Source organism: Paramagnetospirillum magneticum AMB-1, assembly GCF_000009985.1.
GTDB lineage: Bacteria > Pseudomonadota > Alphaproteobacteria > Rhodospirillales > Magnetospirillaceae > Phaeospirillum > Phaeospirillum magneticum.
On sequence record NC_007626.1, the window covers coordinates 3,822,302 to 3,837,555 of the forward strand.

The 15,254-nt window shown below is 67.5% G+C and carries 14 protein-coding genes; 9 read left to right on the forward strand and 5 right to left on the reverse strand.

All coding sequences use genetic code 11. The features are described from left to right. Window positions 1-13 precede the first annotated feature (13 nt). Both AMB_RS17595 and AMB_RS17600 read left to right on the forward strand, forming a co-directional pair. The gene (locus AMB_RS17595; RefSeq protein WP_011385837.1) at window positions 14-454 is read left to right on the forward strand and encodes a carboxymuconolactone decarboxylase family protein; all 441 of its coding nucleotides are present in this window, start codon (window positions 14-16) and stop codon (window positions 452-454) included. Continuing rightward, window positions 447-1,313: a sigma-70 family RNA polymerase sigma factor gene (locus tag AMB_RS17600; RefSeq protein WP_011385838.1), complete on the forward strand. Its 867-nt coding sequence runs from the start codon at window positions 447-449 to the stop codon at window positions 1,311-1,313. Before AMB_RS17595 ends, AMB_RS17600 begins: the two co-directional genes overlap by 8 nt. Here AMB_RS17600 and serB read toward each other — a convergent pair. Next, on the reverse strand, window positions 1,286-2,182 hold the full coding sequence (gene serB / locus AMB_RS17605; protein ID WP_011385839.1) for a phosphoserine phosphatase SerB: 897 nt from the start codon (window positions 2,180-2,182) through the stop codon (window positions 1,286-1,288). The genes AMB_RS17600 and serB overlap by 28 nt on opposite strands. Before the next feature lie 137 nt (window positions 2,183-2,319). Here serB and AMB_RS17610 point away from each other — a divergent pair, with 137 nt between their 5' ends. The 3 genes from AMB_RS17610 (at window position 2,320) to AMB_RS17620 (ending at window position 6,442) form a co-directional block, all read left to right on the forward strand. Further along, window positions 2,320-3,567 (forward strand): DUF1015 domain-containing protein, encoded by a 1,248-nt coding sequence (locus AMB_RS17610; RefSeq protein ID WP_011385840.1) that lies wholly within the window; start codon window positions 2,320-2,322, stop codon window positions 3,565-3,567. Window positions 3,568-3,755: 188 nt separating this feature from the next. After that, window positions 3,756-5,153, forward strand: coding sequence for a DegQ family serine endoprotease (locus AMB_RS17615; protein ID WP_197532014.1), 1,398 nt, complete (start codon window positions 3,756-3,758; stop codon window positions 5,151-5,153). After that, on the forward strand, window positions 5,150-6,442 hold the full coding sequence (locus AMB_RS17620) for a replication-associated recombination protein A (protein WP_011385842.1): 1,293 nt from the start codon (window positions 5,150-5,152) through the stop codon (window positions 6,440-6,442). The genes AMB_RS17615 and AMB_RS17620 overlap by 4 nt, the downstream gene beginning before the upstream one ends. A 36-nt stretch (window positions 6,443-6,478) precedes the next feature. Here AMB_RS17620 and hpnJ read toward each other — a convergent pair whose 3' ends face one another. Genes hpnJ through AMB_RS17635 form a run of 3 tightly spaced genes read right to left on the reverse strand, consistent with a single transcriptional unit; the run spans window position 6,479 to window position 9,685 of the window. Next, window positions 6,479-7,921, reverse strand: a complete 1,443-nt coding sequence (gene hpnJ / locus AMB_RS17625; protein ID WP_011385843.1) for a hopanoid biosynthesis associated radical SAM protein HpnJ — start codon at window positions 7,919-7,921, stop codon at window positions 6,479-6,481. Continuing rightward, window positions 7,918-9,072 carry a bacteriohopanetetrol glucosamine biosynthesis glycosyltransferase HpnI gene (gene hpnI / locus AMB_RS17630; protein WP_011385844.1) on the reverse strand — a complete coding sequence of 385 codons (1,155 nt, stop codon included), beginning with the start codon at window positions 9,070-9,072 and terminating at the stop codon, window positions 7,918-7,920. Before hpnI ends, hpnJ begins: the two co-directional genes overlap by 4 nt. Before the next feature lie 4 nt (window positions 9,073-9,076). Beyond that, window positions 9,077-9,685 (reverse strand): HpnM family protein, encoded by a 609-nt coding sequence (locus AMB_RS17635; protein ID WP_011385845.1) that lies wholly within the window; start codon window positions 9,683-9,685, stop codon window positions 9,077-9,079. Window positions 9,686-9,862: 177 nt separating this feature from the next. On the opposite strand from AMB_RS17635, the gene AMB_RS17640 reads away from it, so the two are divergent. Next, window positions 9,863-11,674 (forward strand): hypothetical protein, encoded by a 1,812-nt coding sequence (locus AMB_RS17640; protein ID WP_011385846.1) that lies wholly within the window; start codon window positions 9,863-9,865, stop codon window positions 11,672-11,674. Between the two features lie 5 nt (window positions 11,675-11,679). Here AMB_RS17640 and AMB_RS17645 read toward each other — a convergent pair whose 3' ends face one another. Continuing rightward, the gene (locus AMB_RS17645) at window positions 11,680-12,792 is read right to left on the reverse strand and encodes an Mrp/NBP35 family ATP-binding protein (protein WP_043745048.1); all 1,113 of its coding nucleotides are present in this window, start codon (window positions 12,790-12,792) and stop codon (window positions 11,680-11,682) included. 240 nt (window positions 12,793-13,032) lie between these two features. Here AMB_RS17645 and hflK point away from each other — a divergent pair, with 240 nt between their 5' ends. From hflK to AMB_RS17660, 3 genes are read left to right on the forward strand one after another with little or no spacing between them, the layout of a single operon-like run. Next, window positions 13,033-14,166 (forward strand): FtsH protease activity modulator HflK, encoded by a 1,134-nt coding sequence (gene hflK / locus AMB_RS17650; protein WP_043745051.1) that lies wholly within the window; start codon window positions 13,033-13,035, stop codon window positions 14,164-14,166. Next, window positions 14,163-15,041, forward strand: coding sequence for a protease modulator HflC (gene hflC / locus AMB_RS17655; protein ID WP_011385850.1), 879 nt, complete (start codon window positions 14,163-14,165; stop codon window positions 15,039-15,041). The genes hflK and hflC overlap by 4 nt, the downstream gene beginning before the upstream one ends. Continuing rightward, window positions 15,038-15,238, forward strand: a complete 201-nt coding sequence (locus AMB_RS17660) for a DUF2065 domain-containing protein (protein WP_011385851.1) — start codon at window positions 15,038-15,040, stop codon at window positions 15,236-15,238. The genes hflC and AMB_RS17660 overlap by 4 nt, the downstream gene beginning before the upstream one ends. The last annotated feature ends 16 nt before the right edge of the window (window positions 15,239-15,254 follow it).

The following is a 15,254-nucleotide window of genomic DNA, read 5'->3' on the forward strand; positions in this document are numbered from 1 at the left end:
AAGGATCGCCGTCATGAATACGCGCTTCGACATCACCACCCTGGCGCCCCAGGCCTATCAGGGCCTTTACGCCGTCTCGGACATCCTGGCCGGGTCCAGCCTGGGGGCCGGCTTCAAGCATCTGATCGATCTTCGGGTCTCGCAGCTCAACAACTGCCACTTCTGCCAGAACCTGCACCGCGAATGGGGCCTGCGCGACGGCGTCACCGAGGAACAGCTGCAGGCGGTGGCCCAGTGGCCGACCTCTCCGCTGTTCAACGCCGGGGACCGGGCTGCCTTCGCCTGGGCCGAGGCGCTGACGCGCCAGGAGGAGGACAAGGTCCCCGAATTGCTGGCCGAACTGCGCCGCCACCATGCCGAGCCCTATATCGCCGACCTGACCATGGTCATCGCGGTGATCAACGCCTGGAACCGGGTGGGCATCTCGGCCTATGCGGTGGGACCCCATGGCTGAGGGCCAAAGCCCCGCCTTGGTCCACTTCCTGGCTCAGCGGCCGCGTCTGCGGCTGCTGGCCTACCGCCTGCTGGGCAGCACCGCCGATGCCGAGGACGTGCTTCAGGATGCCTGGCTGAAATGGAGCAGGGGGAGTGACGGCGTGGAGGAGCCCGCCGCCTTCCTCACCACCCAGGTGACCCGGCTGGCCCTGGACCGACTGCGCAAGGACCAGCGCCGCGCCCGCCTGGGCGCCCAATGGCTGCCCGACCCTTGGGTCGAGCCGCTGGAGCCGGGCGAGGCCGATTTGTCCACAGGGCTGCTGTTGCTGCTGGAACGCCTGACGCCGGACCAGCGGGCGGTGTATGTGCTGCGCGAGGCCATGGACCTAGACTTCGCCGACATCGCCGCCATTCTGGGCAAGAGCGTCGCCACCTGCCGCCAGATCATGAGCCGCGCCCGCGCCGCGCTGAAGGGCGAGGCCCGCTTCGACTGGGATGCGGCCCAGACCGGCACCCTGGTGCGGCGCTTCGCCGCCGCCTGCGACCAGCGCGACTACGGCGCCCTGGTGGCCCTGCTGGGCGGCGAATCCCGGCTAATCAGCGATGGCGGCGGCAAGGTCAAGTCGGCCCGCAATCCCATTCGAGGTCCCGACCGCATCGCCCGCTTCATCCTGGGGGTGCGCCGCAAGTTCCAGCCCGCCGACTTCGCCTTTCGCATCGCCGAGATCAACGGCCTGCCCGCCCTGGTCGGCGAGACGAAGGGCGACGTCCGCTGGGCACTGACCTTCGGCTGCATCGGGGGACGCATCGGCGGAATCTACCTGCTGGCCGATCCCGACCGCCTGCCGGACTACTCCACCATCTCGTCGTCGGCATAGCCCTGGGCGTAGAGCAGGGTGACCAGATCGCCGTGGTCGACCCGCACCCGGGCCTCGGCGGCCACCACCGGCTTGGCGTGGAAGGCGACGCCCAGCCCGGCGGCGCGCAGCATGTCCAGGTCGTTGGCGCCGTCACCCACCGAAACCGCCAGCTCGGGCGTGATGCCCAACTCCGCCGACACGGCGTTCAGGGTGGCCAGCTTGGCCTCGCGGCCTATGATGGTGTCGCCGACCTGACCGGTCAGTCGACCATTCTCGACAATCAGCTCATTGGCGATGTCGCGGTGGAAGCCGCAGGCATCGCGGACCTTGGAGGTAAAGAACTTGAAGCCGCCCGACACCAGCACGGCATGGGCGCCGTGCTTGACCATGGTCCGCACCAGCTTGTGGGCGCCCGGGGTGAATTCGATGCGGTCCCAGGTCTTTTGCAGACACTCTTCCGGCAGATCCTTGAGCAGGCCGACGCGCTCGCGCAGAGCCGCCTCGAAGCCGATCTCGCCATTCATGGCGCGTGCGGTGATGCGCGCGATGTGATCCTTCAGCCCGGCGAAGTCGGCCAGTTCGTCCAGGGTCTCGCCGATGACCATGGTGGAATCCATGTCGGCGACCAGCAGCATCTTGCGCCGCCCCTCGGCCTTCTGGGCGACCACGTCCACGTTCCAGCCCTCCAGGATGCGGGCCGCCACCTGATCGGCCTGACGCGGGTCCAGCTCGGAGAAATCCAGGTCGCAGGCGTGTTCGGGGCTCAGCCAGCGGGCGTGGCCCACTTCGGCGCCCAGTGCCCTCAGCGCGCCGCGCACCTCGAAGACCAGCGAGGAATCGAGGCCCTCTCCGCCATGTCCGGCGATCAGGGTCAGAACGTTGATCATGGCGCGTCCTTGAGGAGAGGAGGAAAAACGGTCCCGTTTACTGCACCGCAACACGGCTTGGCAAGCAGGAAGCCCTTGGCTGATGCCTTGGCGAGGGATAAACCAGTGGGCGACGTCATTGCTTCGGGAGGTCCAAAGTGTCCGTGCCGCTGCTCCGCCCCTTCCCCGGCCTGCGCCCCACCCCCGCCACCGCCGCCCAGGTGGCCGCCCCGCCCTATGACGTGCTGTCGTCGGACGAGGCCCGGGAAATGGCGGCGGGCAAGCCCCATTCCTTCCTGCACGTCTCCAAGCCCGAGATCGACCTGCCCCCCGGCACCGACGTTTACGCCCCCGCCGTCTACGCCAAGGCGGCGGAGACCCTGAGGGCCATGGTGGCGGCGGGCGTACTGGTCCGCGACGCCAAGCCCTGCTTCTACGTCTACCGCCTGCGCATGGGCGACCACGTGCAGACCGGCATCGTCGGCGGCGGCTCGGTGGCGGCCTATGATGCCAACCGCATCCGCAAGCACGAGTTCACCCGCCCCGACAAGGAGGACGACCGCGTCCGCCAGATCGATTCCTGCGACGCCCAGACCGGGCCGGTGCTGCTGGCCCACCGCGACACCCCCGAGATCGCCGCCGCCATCAAGGCGGTGACGGCGGGCGCCCCGACCTATTCGGTCACCGCCGAGGACGGCATCGTCCATACCCTGTGGGTGATGGATAACGAGGTGCAGATCAAGGCGGTGACCCGATCCTTCGACACCATGAAGGCGGTCTACATCGCCGACGGCCATCACCGCTCGGCCGCCGCCTCGCGGGTCGCCATGGTACGGCGGGAAAGGAAGTGCTGCGCCTCCGGCGAGGAGGCCTATGAAAGCTTCCTGGTAGTGACCTTCCCCATCCAGGAAATGAAGATCTTCGACTACAACCGGGTGGTCAAGGACCTGAACGGCCTGTCGCCCGACGCCTTCCTGCAGGCGCTGGCGGCCGAGTTCACCGTGGAGCCGTCGTCGGAACAGGCCCGCCCCGCCCAGGCCCGCCAGTTCGGCCTTTACCTCCAGGGCCAGTGGTACCGGCTGGGCCTCCGCAACGCTCCACCCGCCGATCCGGTGGCCCGGCTCGACGTCAGCCTGCTGTCCGACCGGCTGCTGGGGCCGGTGCTGGGCGTCACCGACCTGCGCAAGGACAAGCGCATCGACTTCGTCGGGGGCAAGCGCGGCCTGGACGAACTGGAGCGCCGTGTGAATTCGGGCGAAATGGCCGCCGCCTTCGCCCTGTTCCCCACCCAGATGGAGGATCTGGTGGCCGTCGCCGAGTCCAATCAGGTGATGCCGCCCAAATCCACCTGGTTCGAGCCCAAGCTGGCCGACGGGCTGGTCAGCTATCCCTTGGACTGGCGGTGATCTGATTTGTCATTCCGAGCCATGGGCGAGGAATCTCCGCATGGCAGGACGGTGGCAATTCTGAAAAGCCGGGCCAGAACGAGATCCTTCGCTTGCGCTCAGGATGACAGCCTCGAAGAGGTGACGAAGCGCCGGGAATGACCTTATATAGGGAAGCCGTTTTTCCTGTTCAGCGGGTTGCCATGACCATGTCGTTCAAGTCCCTCGCCGCCGCCCTCGCCCTGGTGATTCTCGTCCCCGCCGCCCAGGCCCAGACCCAGGTGGTTCCCGGCTCGCGTGAGCAGGTGAAGCTCACCTTCGCGCCGGTGGCCCGGCAGGTGGCGCCCGCCGTGGTCAACATCTACACCAAGCGGGTGGTGAGGGCGGCCGCCTCGCCGCTGTTCGCCGACCCGTTCTTCCGCCGCTTCTTCGGCGACGTGCCGGGCATGAGCCAGGAGAGGGTGCAGCGCTCCCTGGGCTCGGGCGTGCTGATCGCCGCCGACGGCACGGTGGTGACCAACCACCACGTCATCAAGGATGCCGACGAGGTCACGGTGGTGCTGTCCGACCGCCGCGAATTCGAGGCCCGCATCGTCGGCTCCGACGACCGCACCGATCTGGCGGTGCTGAAGATCGATGGCGGCAGGGAGAGCTTCCCCACCCTGACGCTCGGTGATTCCGACGCCATCGAGGTGGGCGACGTGGTCATGGCGGTGGGCAATCCCTTCGGCGTCGGCCAGACGGTGACCCAGGGCATCGTCTCGGCCCTGGCGCGCACCAATGTGGGCGTCTCGGACGTGCAAAGCTTCATCCAGACCGATGCCGCCATCAATCCCGGCAATTCCGGCGGCGCCCTGGTGGACCTGCAGGGCCGGCTGATCGGCATCAACACCGCCATCTATTCCAAGGACGGCGGTTCCAACGGCATCGGCTTCGCCATTCCCACCGCCCTGGTGCGCCAGGTGGCCGCCTCCATCGCCAAGGGCGGCAAGGTGGTGCGGCCGTGGCTGGGCGCCTCGGGCCAGGCGGTCACCGCCGATCTGGCCCAGGCCCTGAAGCTGCCGCGCCCCATCGGCGTGCTGGTCAACCACATCCATGGCGAGTCGCCCGCCGCCCGTGGCGGATTGGCCGACGGCGACATCATCGTGGCGGTGGAAGGCCGCGAAGTGGACGATCCCGAAGGCATGCGCTTTCGCCTCGCCACCCTGCCCATCGGCGCCGATGCCCGCCTGACCGTGCTGCGCAACGGGGCCGAGCGGACCATTACCGTCCGGCTGGTGGCGCCGCCCGAAACCCCGCCCCGCGACAAGACCGACATCGCCGGCCGCAATCCCTTTTCCGGCGCCACCCTGGTCAACCTCAACCCTGCCCTGGCCGAGGAGATCGGCATCAATTCCGGCCTGACCGGCGTGATGATCTTCGCCATCAAGCGCGGCTCGGTGGCCAACCGCCTGGGGCTGCAACCCGGCGACATGCTGATGAAGATCAACGAGCGCCCGGTGTCCAGCGTCGCCGACGCCCGCCGCCTGCTGGAAGCGGAACAGCCCCGCTGGGCCATCACCATCAAGCGCAACGGCGAGGTCATGAGTCTGGTGCTGGGCGGATGACCTCGCTGTTCGACACCCCCTCGGGCGACAAGCCGCTGGCCGAGCGCCTGCGGCCCGCGACGCTGGAAGAGGTGGTGGGGCAGTCCCACCTGCTGGCCGCCACCGCCCCCCTGGGCCGCATGCTGGCGGCCGGACGTCTGGCTTCGGTGATCCTGTGGGGGCCGCCGGGCTGCGGCAAGACCACCATCGCCCGGCTGCTGGCCGAACGGGTCGGCCTGTATTTCGAGCCCCTCTCGGCGGTGTTCTCCGGCGTCGCCGATCTGCGCAAGGTGTTCGATGCCGCCGAAAAGCGAAAACAGACCGGTCGGTCGACCTTGCTGTTCGTGGACGAGATCCACCGCTTCAACCGGGCGCAGCAGGACGGTTTCCTGCCCTATGTGGAGAACGGCACCGTGGTGCTGGTGGGCGCCACCACCGAGAACCCGTCCTTCGAGCTGAACGGCGCGCTGCTGTCGCGCTGTCAGGTGCTGGTGCTGCACCGCCTGGACGACGGGGCGCTGGAGGATCTGCTGCTCAAGGCCGAGGCGGATCTGGGCCGCACCCTGCCCCTGGATTCCGACGCCCGCGCCGCCATGCGCGCCATGGCCGACGGCGACGGCCGCTATCTGCTCAATCTGGCCGAGGACCTGGCCATGCTGCCGCCCGAGCCGGTGCTGGACGCCGCCGGGCTGGCGAGCGCGGTGCAGCGCCGGGCGCCGGCCTACGACAAGGACCGCGAGGGCCATTACAACCTGATCAGCGCGTTGCACAAATCCCTGCGCGGCTCGGACACCGACGCGGCGCTGTACTGGATGGCCCGTATGCTGGAAGGGGGCGAGGACCCGCTGTTCATCGCCCGCCGCCTGACCCGCTTCGCCGTCGAGGATATCGGGCTGGCCGACCCCCAAGCCGTCACCCAGGCCATTGCCGCCTGGGACGTCTACGAGCGCCTGGGATCGCCCGAGGGCGAACTGGCCCTGGCGCAACTGGTGATCTATCTGGGCACCGCGCCCAAATCCAACGCCGCCTACATGGCCTACAAGGCGGCGCGCAAGGCGGCCAAGGGCACCGGCTCCCTGGCCCCGCCCATGCACATCCTGAACGCACCGACCAAGATGATGAAAAACCTGGGCTATTCCGACGGCTACAAATACGACCACGACGACCCGGACGGGTTCTCGGGCCAGAACTACTTCCCCGACGGCATGGATCGCACCCGCTTCTACCGGCCGGTCGAGCGCGGCTTCGAACGCGAGATCAGGAAGCGGCTGGAATACTGGGATAAGCTGCGCATGAAAAAGGGGGGCTGAGGCCCCCCTTCTCCATCTTGTCCTAAGGGAAAGCGGCTAGCATTCCATCGGCTTGTTGCGGGTCCTGAGGAACTGGAAAAACTCGACGCCTTCACGCAGGCGACGCTTCATCATGTCCCAGTCGTGGAGCATCTCCCAGACGATCTCGCCGATCTTGGATGGGCGGAAATAGAAGGCCTTGTAGAACTCGGCCACGCCCTTGAAGATTTCCTCGGACGACAGGTCGGGATAGGACAGCGCTGCCACCTGCCAGCCGCCGCCGCCGGTTTCCTTCATCACCAGATCCTTGTCCTGCTTGAACCAGCCGTTGGCGATGGCCTGCTCGTACAGTTCGGTGCCGGGATAGGGCGCCGCCATGGAAACCTGCAGGGTGCGGGGATTGACCTCCTTGGCGAAGGCCAGGGTCTGCTTGATGGTCTCGCGGGTCTCGCCCGGCAGACCCAGGATGAAGGTGCCGTGCACCACGATGCCCAATTCGTGGCAGTCCTGGGAGAAGCGCTTGATGATATCGATGCGCAGGCCCTTCCTGATGTTGTTCAGGATTTCCTGCACGCCGGATTCATAGCCAACCACCAGAACGCGCAGGCCGTTGGCCTTCAGCACTTCCAGGGTCTTGCGCGGAATGTTGGCCTTGGCGTTGCACGACCACGGCACGCCCAGATGGCCGATGCCCTTGGCGATTTCCTCGACCCGCTCCAGATCGTCGGTGAAGGTGTCGTCGTCGAAGAAGAACTCGCGCACCTCGGGGAACATCTGGCGGGCCAGGGTCACTTCCTCGATGACGCTCTTGGCGCTGCGGGCGCGGTAGACGCGGCCGCCGATGGTCTGCGGCCACAGGCAGAAGCTGCACTTGGACTTGCAGCCGCGCCCCGTATAGAACGCCATGTAGGGATGGCGGATATAGCCGATGAAGTAATCGTCGGGATTGAGGTCGCGGCGATAGACCGGACCGACGAAGGGCAGCGCGTCCATGTCGTGGATCATGGCGCGGTCCTTGGTGTGGACCGGCTTGCCGTCCTCGCCCCGGAAGGTCAGGCCGTCGATCTCGGCGAAGGGCTTGCCCTCGGCCACTTCGACGATGGTGTAGTCGAACTCGTGCCGCGCCACGAAGTCGATGGCGTCCGACGCCAGCAGCGAGGGCTCGGGCACCGTCGCCACATGGGCGCCGACCATGCCGATCATGATGTTCGGATTGGCGGCCTTGAAGGCCTCGGCCACCTTGCACTCGGAGGCATAGGTGGCGGCGCCGGCATAGATCACCAGCAGCTCGTAATCCTTGGCCAGCTTCAGGCAGTCGTCCAGGGTCTTGCCCGAGGCCGGGGCGTCCACCAGCTTGGAGCCGGGAACCATGGCGGCCGGCTGGGCCAGCCAGGTGGGATACCAGTTGGACTTGATCTCGCGCTTCGCCTGGAAACGGGCACCGGCCCCGCCGTCATAACCTTCGAACGAGGGCGGATTGAGGAAAAGCGACTTCTTCATGTCTGACTGCCTTCAACCTGATCGAGTGTGCCGTCGGCACGGACGGCGAATCGCCGGCCACGCCATACCACAGTCCGTCCGCAACATGCGACAACATAGACGACGAACGACAGAATTTCCCTCATGCCCAGCAGACCGAGACCGCACCGGGGAAGCCCCAGCGCCCGCTCCTCGACCCGAACCGCCCACAACCGGCAAAGCACCGCCAACGCCAGCGCCGCCACGGACGGCCACCACGCGCCGCCCGCCAGCACCGCCAGCGCCGCAAGAGCCACCGGCTGGGTGATCACCGAAGCCATGTAGGAAGTCCGGTCCACCGCCGCAATGGTCCGGCCCCAGCGAATTTCATGATCGAGCAAAGTTTTGAGCGAAGGCTCGTGGACGTTCATGTCCACCGGCCGCGCCGCCAGGACGATCTCGAGCCCCTGGTCGCGCACCATGCGCCCCAGCACCCAATCATCGGCCAGCACCTGGGAGAGGGCCGCGAGGCCGCCGCCCTTTTCCAGCACCTCGCGGCGCACAGCCATGGTGGCGCCGAAACAACCGTCCTTGCGGCCGATGGCGCGGGCCAGCACCGCGCCGGGCAAAAAGCCATGGTTGATGCCCATGGCGCCCAGGGAACTCCACAGGTCGGGCTCGGGCCGCCCGACGTAAAGACAGGTGACGATTCCCACCTTGGGGTCGTCAAAGGGCGCGGCCAGATCGTCCAGATAATGGGGTCCCACCCGGATATCGCTGTCGGCGATGGCGATCACGTCGTGGCGCACCTTGGGCCACATGTTGAGGAGGTTGCCCACCTTGAGATTGTGGCCGTGGCGGGCGGAATCGGCCACCCAGTCGATTTCGGCCCCCTCCACGTCGCCGGGCAGCGCCTTGACCACGTCCAGGGCTGGATCGGCGGGGTCGGCGACGCCGAATACCAACTGAAACCGGGGATAGTCCTGGCGCAGGCAGGAGTCCAGATTGGCGGCCATGCCGTGCTCGGCGCCGCACAGGGGCTTCATCACCGAAATGGGCGGCCGGGCGGCGGGAACCGGCTCCGGTGCCCGCCGGAAGCGCCGGACCAGCGCGGCCGAAGCCACCTGGAACAGGCAGCCCGCCACCGTCAATGCGATCAGGACCAAACAGAGGCCCTGCCAGACGAACATCATGGCGTTACTTGTCCAATGCCGCGGTCTGCTTCTCCAGGGTCTCGATCAGCCCGTCCAGGCCCTTGGACCGGAAGATGGACCCGAATTCCGAGCGCCGCACCGCCACCTGGCTGACCGTGCCTTCGAACAGCACGTCGATGATCCGCCACTGCCCCTGATCCTGGCGCATCACGTAGTCGATCTGGGTCGGATCGCCGTTCTTCGGCACCAGCCAGGACGAGACGATCACCGAGCCGCCGGCCGAGGGGCGCTGCTCGCCCACCTCGAACCGCTCGCCGTTCCATTCGTTGAACTGGGCGGCATAGGTGGCCACGGAAAAGTTGGAATAGGCCTGGGCCAGCTTGCCGGCCTCGTCGGGGGACATCTTGGTGGCGGCAGTGCCCAGGGTGGAACGGGTCATGGAGGGCATGTCATAGGCTTCGGCCACGGCGGGGCGCATTTTCTCGGCACGGCCCTTGAAGCCCAGCTTGGCCCCACCCTTCATGGACTCGAGCAGGCGGTCGCTGAACGTACGGATGACGGCCTCCGGCCCCCCCGCCTGTGCCGCAGCGGGCTCCGCCAGACCAGACCACAAAACCAGCGCCAGCATCGAAACGGCAAGAAACGAACGCATGCAACCCTACTCCCCAGAGTCCGGGACCTTCCGATTGGAACGCCCGCCGGCCCACTGCCATACCATATTGCCCCAAGGGGAGCCAGAGCGCACCCCGTACGCCAGCCGGACTTGAACGCCCCGACTGGACAGGCCACCTGGCATATGGAATTCTATCCTGAGGCTTAGGGATAAAATATGATGGGCCTCGCAAGCCTGTGGACCGGTGTCAAGGAACGGTTCAGGCGGAAACCGGCCAGACCGGCCGGGGCGCCCCCTGCCGCGCCCAAGCCCCAGGCCAAGCGGCCAAGCCAGCCCCAGACCGGCTTTCTCGACCCGGATTCGTTCGCCCGCGCCCTGCTGGATTCCTCGGCCGACGGCAAGGGCGGCGACCATCGCCTGCACGTCTTTTCCCTGACCGATTTCCGCCAGGCGGTGGGCAGCAAGTGGGGCAAGCTCAGCGGATTGCTGGAAGTGGCCGGCGACGCCATCATCCGCCGCCATGTGGACCTGTCCAAGGACGTGATCACCCGGCTGGATGCCGAGATCGCCTGCCTGTCCATGCCGGTGGCGTCGCGCCAGGAAAGCCGGGCGCGGGTGGCCTCCATCGCCGCCGACCTCTCCACCTACCTGTTCGGCGACGCGCTGATCGACGGCCGCCGCCCCCAGGTGGTGGCCGCCAACATGGCGGTGAAGGACGCGGTAACCGGCGAAGGCACCCTGGATCACGAGGCCATCCGCAAGGCCGTCGCCCAGGCCGGAGCCGCCCTGCCCGCCCTGTCCGGGCTGTCGGCACCCCATCGCGCCACCCTGGCGGCCATGCTGGCTCCCGGCCAGGACGGACGCCCCGACGGCCAGCAGGCGGCCAAAGGCACCGCCTACGCGATCAGCGGCGGAGACAAGCCCTATCGCGTCGACGAATCCACCGTGCCCAAATGGGTCATGGAGGAGCCGAGGAAGCGGGCCAGCGACCAGCCGCTGCCGGCCTTCCGGGTAGAGGGCGCCTCCCACGGCGACGGCGACGGTCCTTCCCGCCCGCTGTCCCTGGAGAGCGGCGGACTCCATGGCGCCGACGCGCCGCGCACCACCCTGACCGTGGAAGGCCGTACCCTGAACGGGGCGGATGCCCCCCGCGAAGTCCTGCGCATGGAAGGACCCACCCTGGCGGGCGCCGACGCCCCGCGCGAGGTGATGAATGTGGCGGGCCGGCAGGGCAAGGGCGCCGACTGGCTGGAGGAGCAGCTGGAGCTTCAGGCCGAAGCCGGCCTGGCCTCGGATCACCACCTGTCGCCGGAATCCAACCTGACGCTGGTATGGACTCCCACCTGGGTGGCCACCAAGCGGGCGGTGGGCGCCTTCCACGCCAAGGTCATCCGCGTCGACAAGGAGGGAACCCCGCCGCTGGAAGGGGCCTACGCCTACGCCAACGCCGCCCCCATCGAATCGCTGACCATGGACCGCTTCGTCGCCACCCAGGCCGCCCATGAGCTGAAGGATCTGTTCTACGGTCGGCACAAGCTGGGGCTGACCGTACCGTTCCACTGGATGAGTCTGGCGCCGCGCTGGCGCGACTGCATCCGCATCCCGTTCGAAAGCTGCCCGCCCCAGGCGCTGAGGAAACATCTGAAAATCGAGATCTTCGGCCTGACGCCGGCCATTCCGCCCCACGTCATCGCCCGCCTGTTCCAGCCGCTGGAAAAGCTCGACTGCACCCTGATGGCCCGCCTGCCCCTGTCGGCGCCGGGCATGATCAAGGCCCTGAAGGGCGTCAAGGCCATCGGCATCGATCTGGCCCAGCTGGCGCCGGAGGAAAAGACCGGCGACGCCGAACTGCTGGAGCGCCTGGAGCGCTTCCGTGACGTGGCCCACAAGTCAGGCATGGCCTGCTATGTCTGGGGCATCCGCCGCCGCCCGCTGATCACCGACGTGATCAAGGCGGGCTTCTCGCTGGTCAACGGACCGGGCGTCATGACCGACCTCGCCCATCCGAGGCCGGCGTCGGGGGGATAGCCCCCCTATTCCATGACGATGCGCGGACCCTTGCGGCTGCTTTGCAGGACCTGGACCTTGTCCCAGATCCGGGCGGCGATCTCCATATAGACCTTGGCGTGGGGGCTGTTGGGCTTGGAGATGACGATGGGCTCGCCCGCGTCCGCCGTCTGGCGGATGGAGATGTCCAGCGGGATCTCGCCCAGGAAGTCGGCCGACAGGCGCGCCGCTTCCGCCTTGGCGCCGCCATGGCCGAAGATGTGGGCCTCGTCGCCACATTTGGGGCAGATGTAATAGCTCATGTTCTCGATGATGCCGAGCACCGGCACATCCACCTTGCGGAACATGTTGAGGCCCTTGGTGGCGTCCAGCAGGGCGATGTCCTGGGGGGTCGACACGATCACCGCGCCGGTCAGCGGCACCCGCTGGGTCATGGTCAGCTGGGTATCGCCAGTGCCGGGCGGCATGTCGATGATCATCACGTCCAGCTCGCCCCAATGGACGTCGCGCAGAAGCTGCTCCAGGGCGCCCATGACCATGGGGCCGCGCCAGATGATCGGCGAGTCCTCGGGCACCAGGAAGCCCATGGACATGCACTTCACGCCGTAATTCTCCATGGGCATCATGGTCTGGCCGTCGGGGCTGACCGGCTCGCCGGTGATGCCCAGCATGCGCGGCATGGAAGGCCCGAAGATATCGGCGTCGAACAGGCCGACCTTGAGTCCCATGCGCGACAGCGCCATGGCGATGTTGGTGGCCGTGGTCGACTTGCCCACGCCGCCCTTGCCCGAGGCGATGGCGACGATGGCCTTGACGTTGGGGAGCAGCGGCTTTTCCGCCTGATGGCCGTGACCGCCCTGGGGAGCGCCCTTGGGGCCGCCCTGGGTGTTGCGCTCGGCGGTCAGCACCGCCGACACCGACAGCACGCCCGGCAGATCATGCACCGCCTTCTCGGCCGCCTTGCGCAGGGGCTCGAGATGGGGACCGCGTTGGGGGTCCACCTCGATGGCGAAGGCCACGTGGCCGCCCTTCAGCGTCAGACCCGACACCATGCCGAGACCGACGATGTCGGCCTTGCGGTCAGGATCAATGATCCGGCTCAGCGCCTCGATGATCTGCTGTTCGGTGACCTCGGCCATGCTGTCCTCTTCGCTGTAAAGACACAGTAAATTAGTTGGGTATGTGCCGCCAAAGCGCACAAGCGTCTTCTCATATAGGGGGCGCCGCCCGGTTTGCAAAGCCGATTTCGGGCCATTTTCAATATTGAAAACCCGTAATGTGAACGGCCCCGCGTTGCGCGAGGCGGAATCCTGCCCTATGTTCCGAGGGCGTCGGTGGTTTTTGCCTACGCGACCGAGACTTCGACGAAGGGACGATTCATGGCTTGGAATCCTCGTGGCGGCGGTGGCCCCTGGGGCGGCGGCGGCGGTAACGGCGGCGGCCCGTGGGGCAACGGCGGCGGCAACCGTCCGGGTGGCGGCGGCGGTAACGGCGGCGGCTTTGGCGGCGGACCGGATATCGAGGACTTCATCCGCAAGGGCCAGGAGCGCCTGCGCCGCGCCATGCCGGGCGGATCCGGCGGCGCCAACGGCGCCCGGGGCATCGTCGCCCTGGCGGCGCTGGCCGTGGTGATCTGGGCCGCTTCCGGCATCTATAAGGTCAGCCCCGACGAGCAGGGCGTGGTGATGCGCTTCGGCAAGTGGGTGGATACCACCGAGCCGGGGCTGCACTACCGCCTGCCCTTCCCCATCGAGGCGGTGCTGCTGCCCAAGGTGACCAAGGTCAACCAGCTGCTGCTGGGCTCGCGCATGGGCGGAGACGTGCGCGGCGGCGGACGGGCCACCGACGAAAGCCGCATGCTGACCGGCGACGAGAACATCGTCGAGGCCGAAGCCGCGGTGTTCTGGCGCATCAAGGACGCCGGCAAGTATCTGTTCGCGGTACGCGACCCCGAGCTGACCGTCAAGGTGGCCGCCGAAAGCGCGCTGCGCGAGGTCATCGGCCGCAATCCCATCCAGGCGGCCCTGTCCGACAAGCGCGAACTGATCGCCATCCAGGCCCAGGAAGAACTGCAGCGCCTGCTCGACGCCTATGGCGCCGGCATTCACGTCCAGCAGGTCCAGTTGCAGAAGGTCGATCCGCCCAGCGCGGTCATCGACGCCTTCAACGACGTGCAGCGCGCCCGCGCCGACCAGGAGCGCGCCCGCAACGAAGCCGAGGCCTACCGCAACGACATCATCCCCCGCGCCCGCGGCGAGGCCGAGCGCCTGACCCAGGAGGCCCAGGCCTACCGCGAGCAGGTGGTGGATCTGGCCCAGGGCGACGCCAAGCGCTTCCTGTCGCTGTACGGCTCGTACAAGCAGGCCGAGGACGTCACCATGCGGCGCCTGTACATCGAAACCATGGAGGACGTCCTGAAGGGAGCCACCAAGGTGGTCATCGACCCCTCCGCCAAGGGCCTGGTGCCCTATCTGCCGCTGCCCGAACTGAAGAAGCAGGGAGGCGCCAAATGAACCGCTCCCTGATGCTCTTCGCCGCCGTGGCGGCGGTCCTGCTGATGCTGGGCTCGTCCTCGCTGTTCATCGTCAATCAGGCCGAGCAGGCCCTGGTGCTGCGCTTCGGCGCCCACCGCGCCACCATCAAGGAGCCCGGCCTGCACGTCAAAGTCCCCTTCATCGAGGACGTGGTGCGCTACGACAACCGCCTTCTCGCCCTCGATCCGCCCGACGAGCAGATCATCATGGGCGACCAGAAGCGCATCGTGGTCGACACCTTCACCCGCTACCGCATCGCCGACCCGCTGAAGTTCTATCAGGCGGTGCGCACCGAGGTGCAGGCCCGCGCCCAGATGACCCAGATCGTCTCGTCGGCCATGCGCCGGGTGATGGGTCAGGTGATGCTGCCCTCGCTGCTGTCGGACGAGCGCGCCAAGATCATGGAGCAGATTCAGCACGAAGTGGCCGAGCGGTCCCTGAAGGAACTGGGCATCCAGGTGGTGGACGTGCGGCTGCGCCGCGCCGACCTGCCGGAGGAGACCAGCCAGTCCATCTACGACCGCATGAAGTCCGAGCGCGAACGTCAGGCCAAGGAAGCCCGCGCCCAGGGCTATGAGTGGAGCCAGCAGATCCGCGCCCGCGCCGACCGCGAACGCACCGTGCTGCTGGCCGAGGCCCAGCGCAACGCCCAGATCGAACGCGGCCAGGGCGATGCCGAGGCCAACCGCATCTTCGCCGAAGCCTTCGGCAAGGACCCGCAGTTCTTCGCCCTGTACCGCTCGCTGCAGGCCTACCGCACCGCGCTGGGTGACGGCAGCACCACCCTGGTCCTGTCGCCGGACAACGAATTCCTGAAGGCGTTCGGAGCCGGTCCGGGCCGCCGGGGTCAATGACCGACCTGATGACCGCCCTGGCGCTGGTCCTCGTCATCGAGGGCCTCGCCTGGGCGGCCTTCCCCGACGCCATGAAGCGCATGATGGCCCAGGTTCTGGTCATGCCGCCCGATCTCCTGCGCGGAGTCGGGCTGTTCATGGCGATCCTGGGCCTTGGCGCCGTCTGGCTGGTGCGCTCGGCCATGATCGCGCCATAGTTGACGGCTAGAGTCC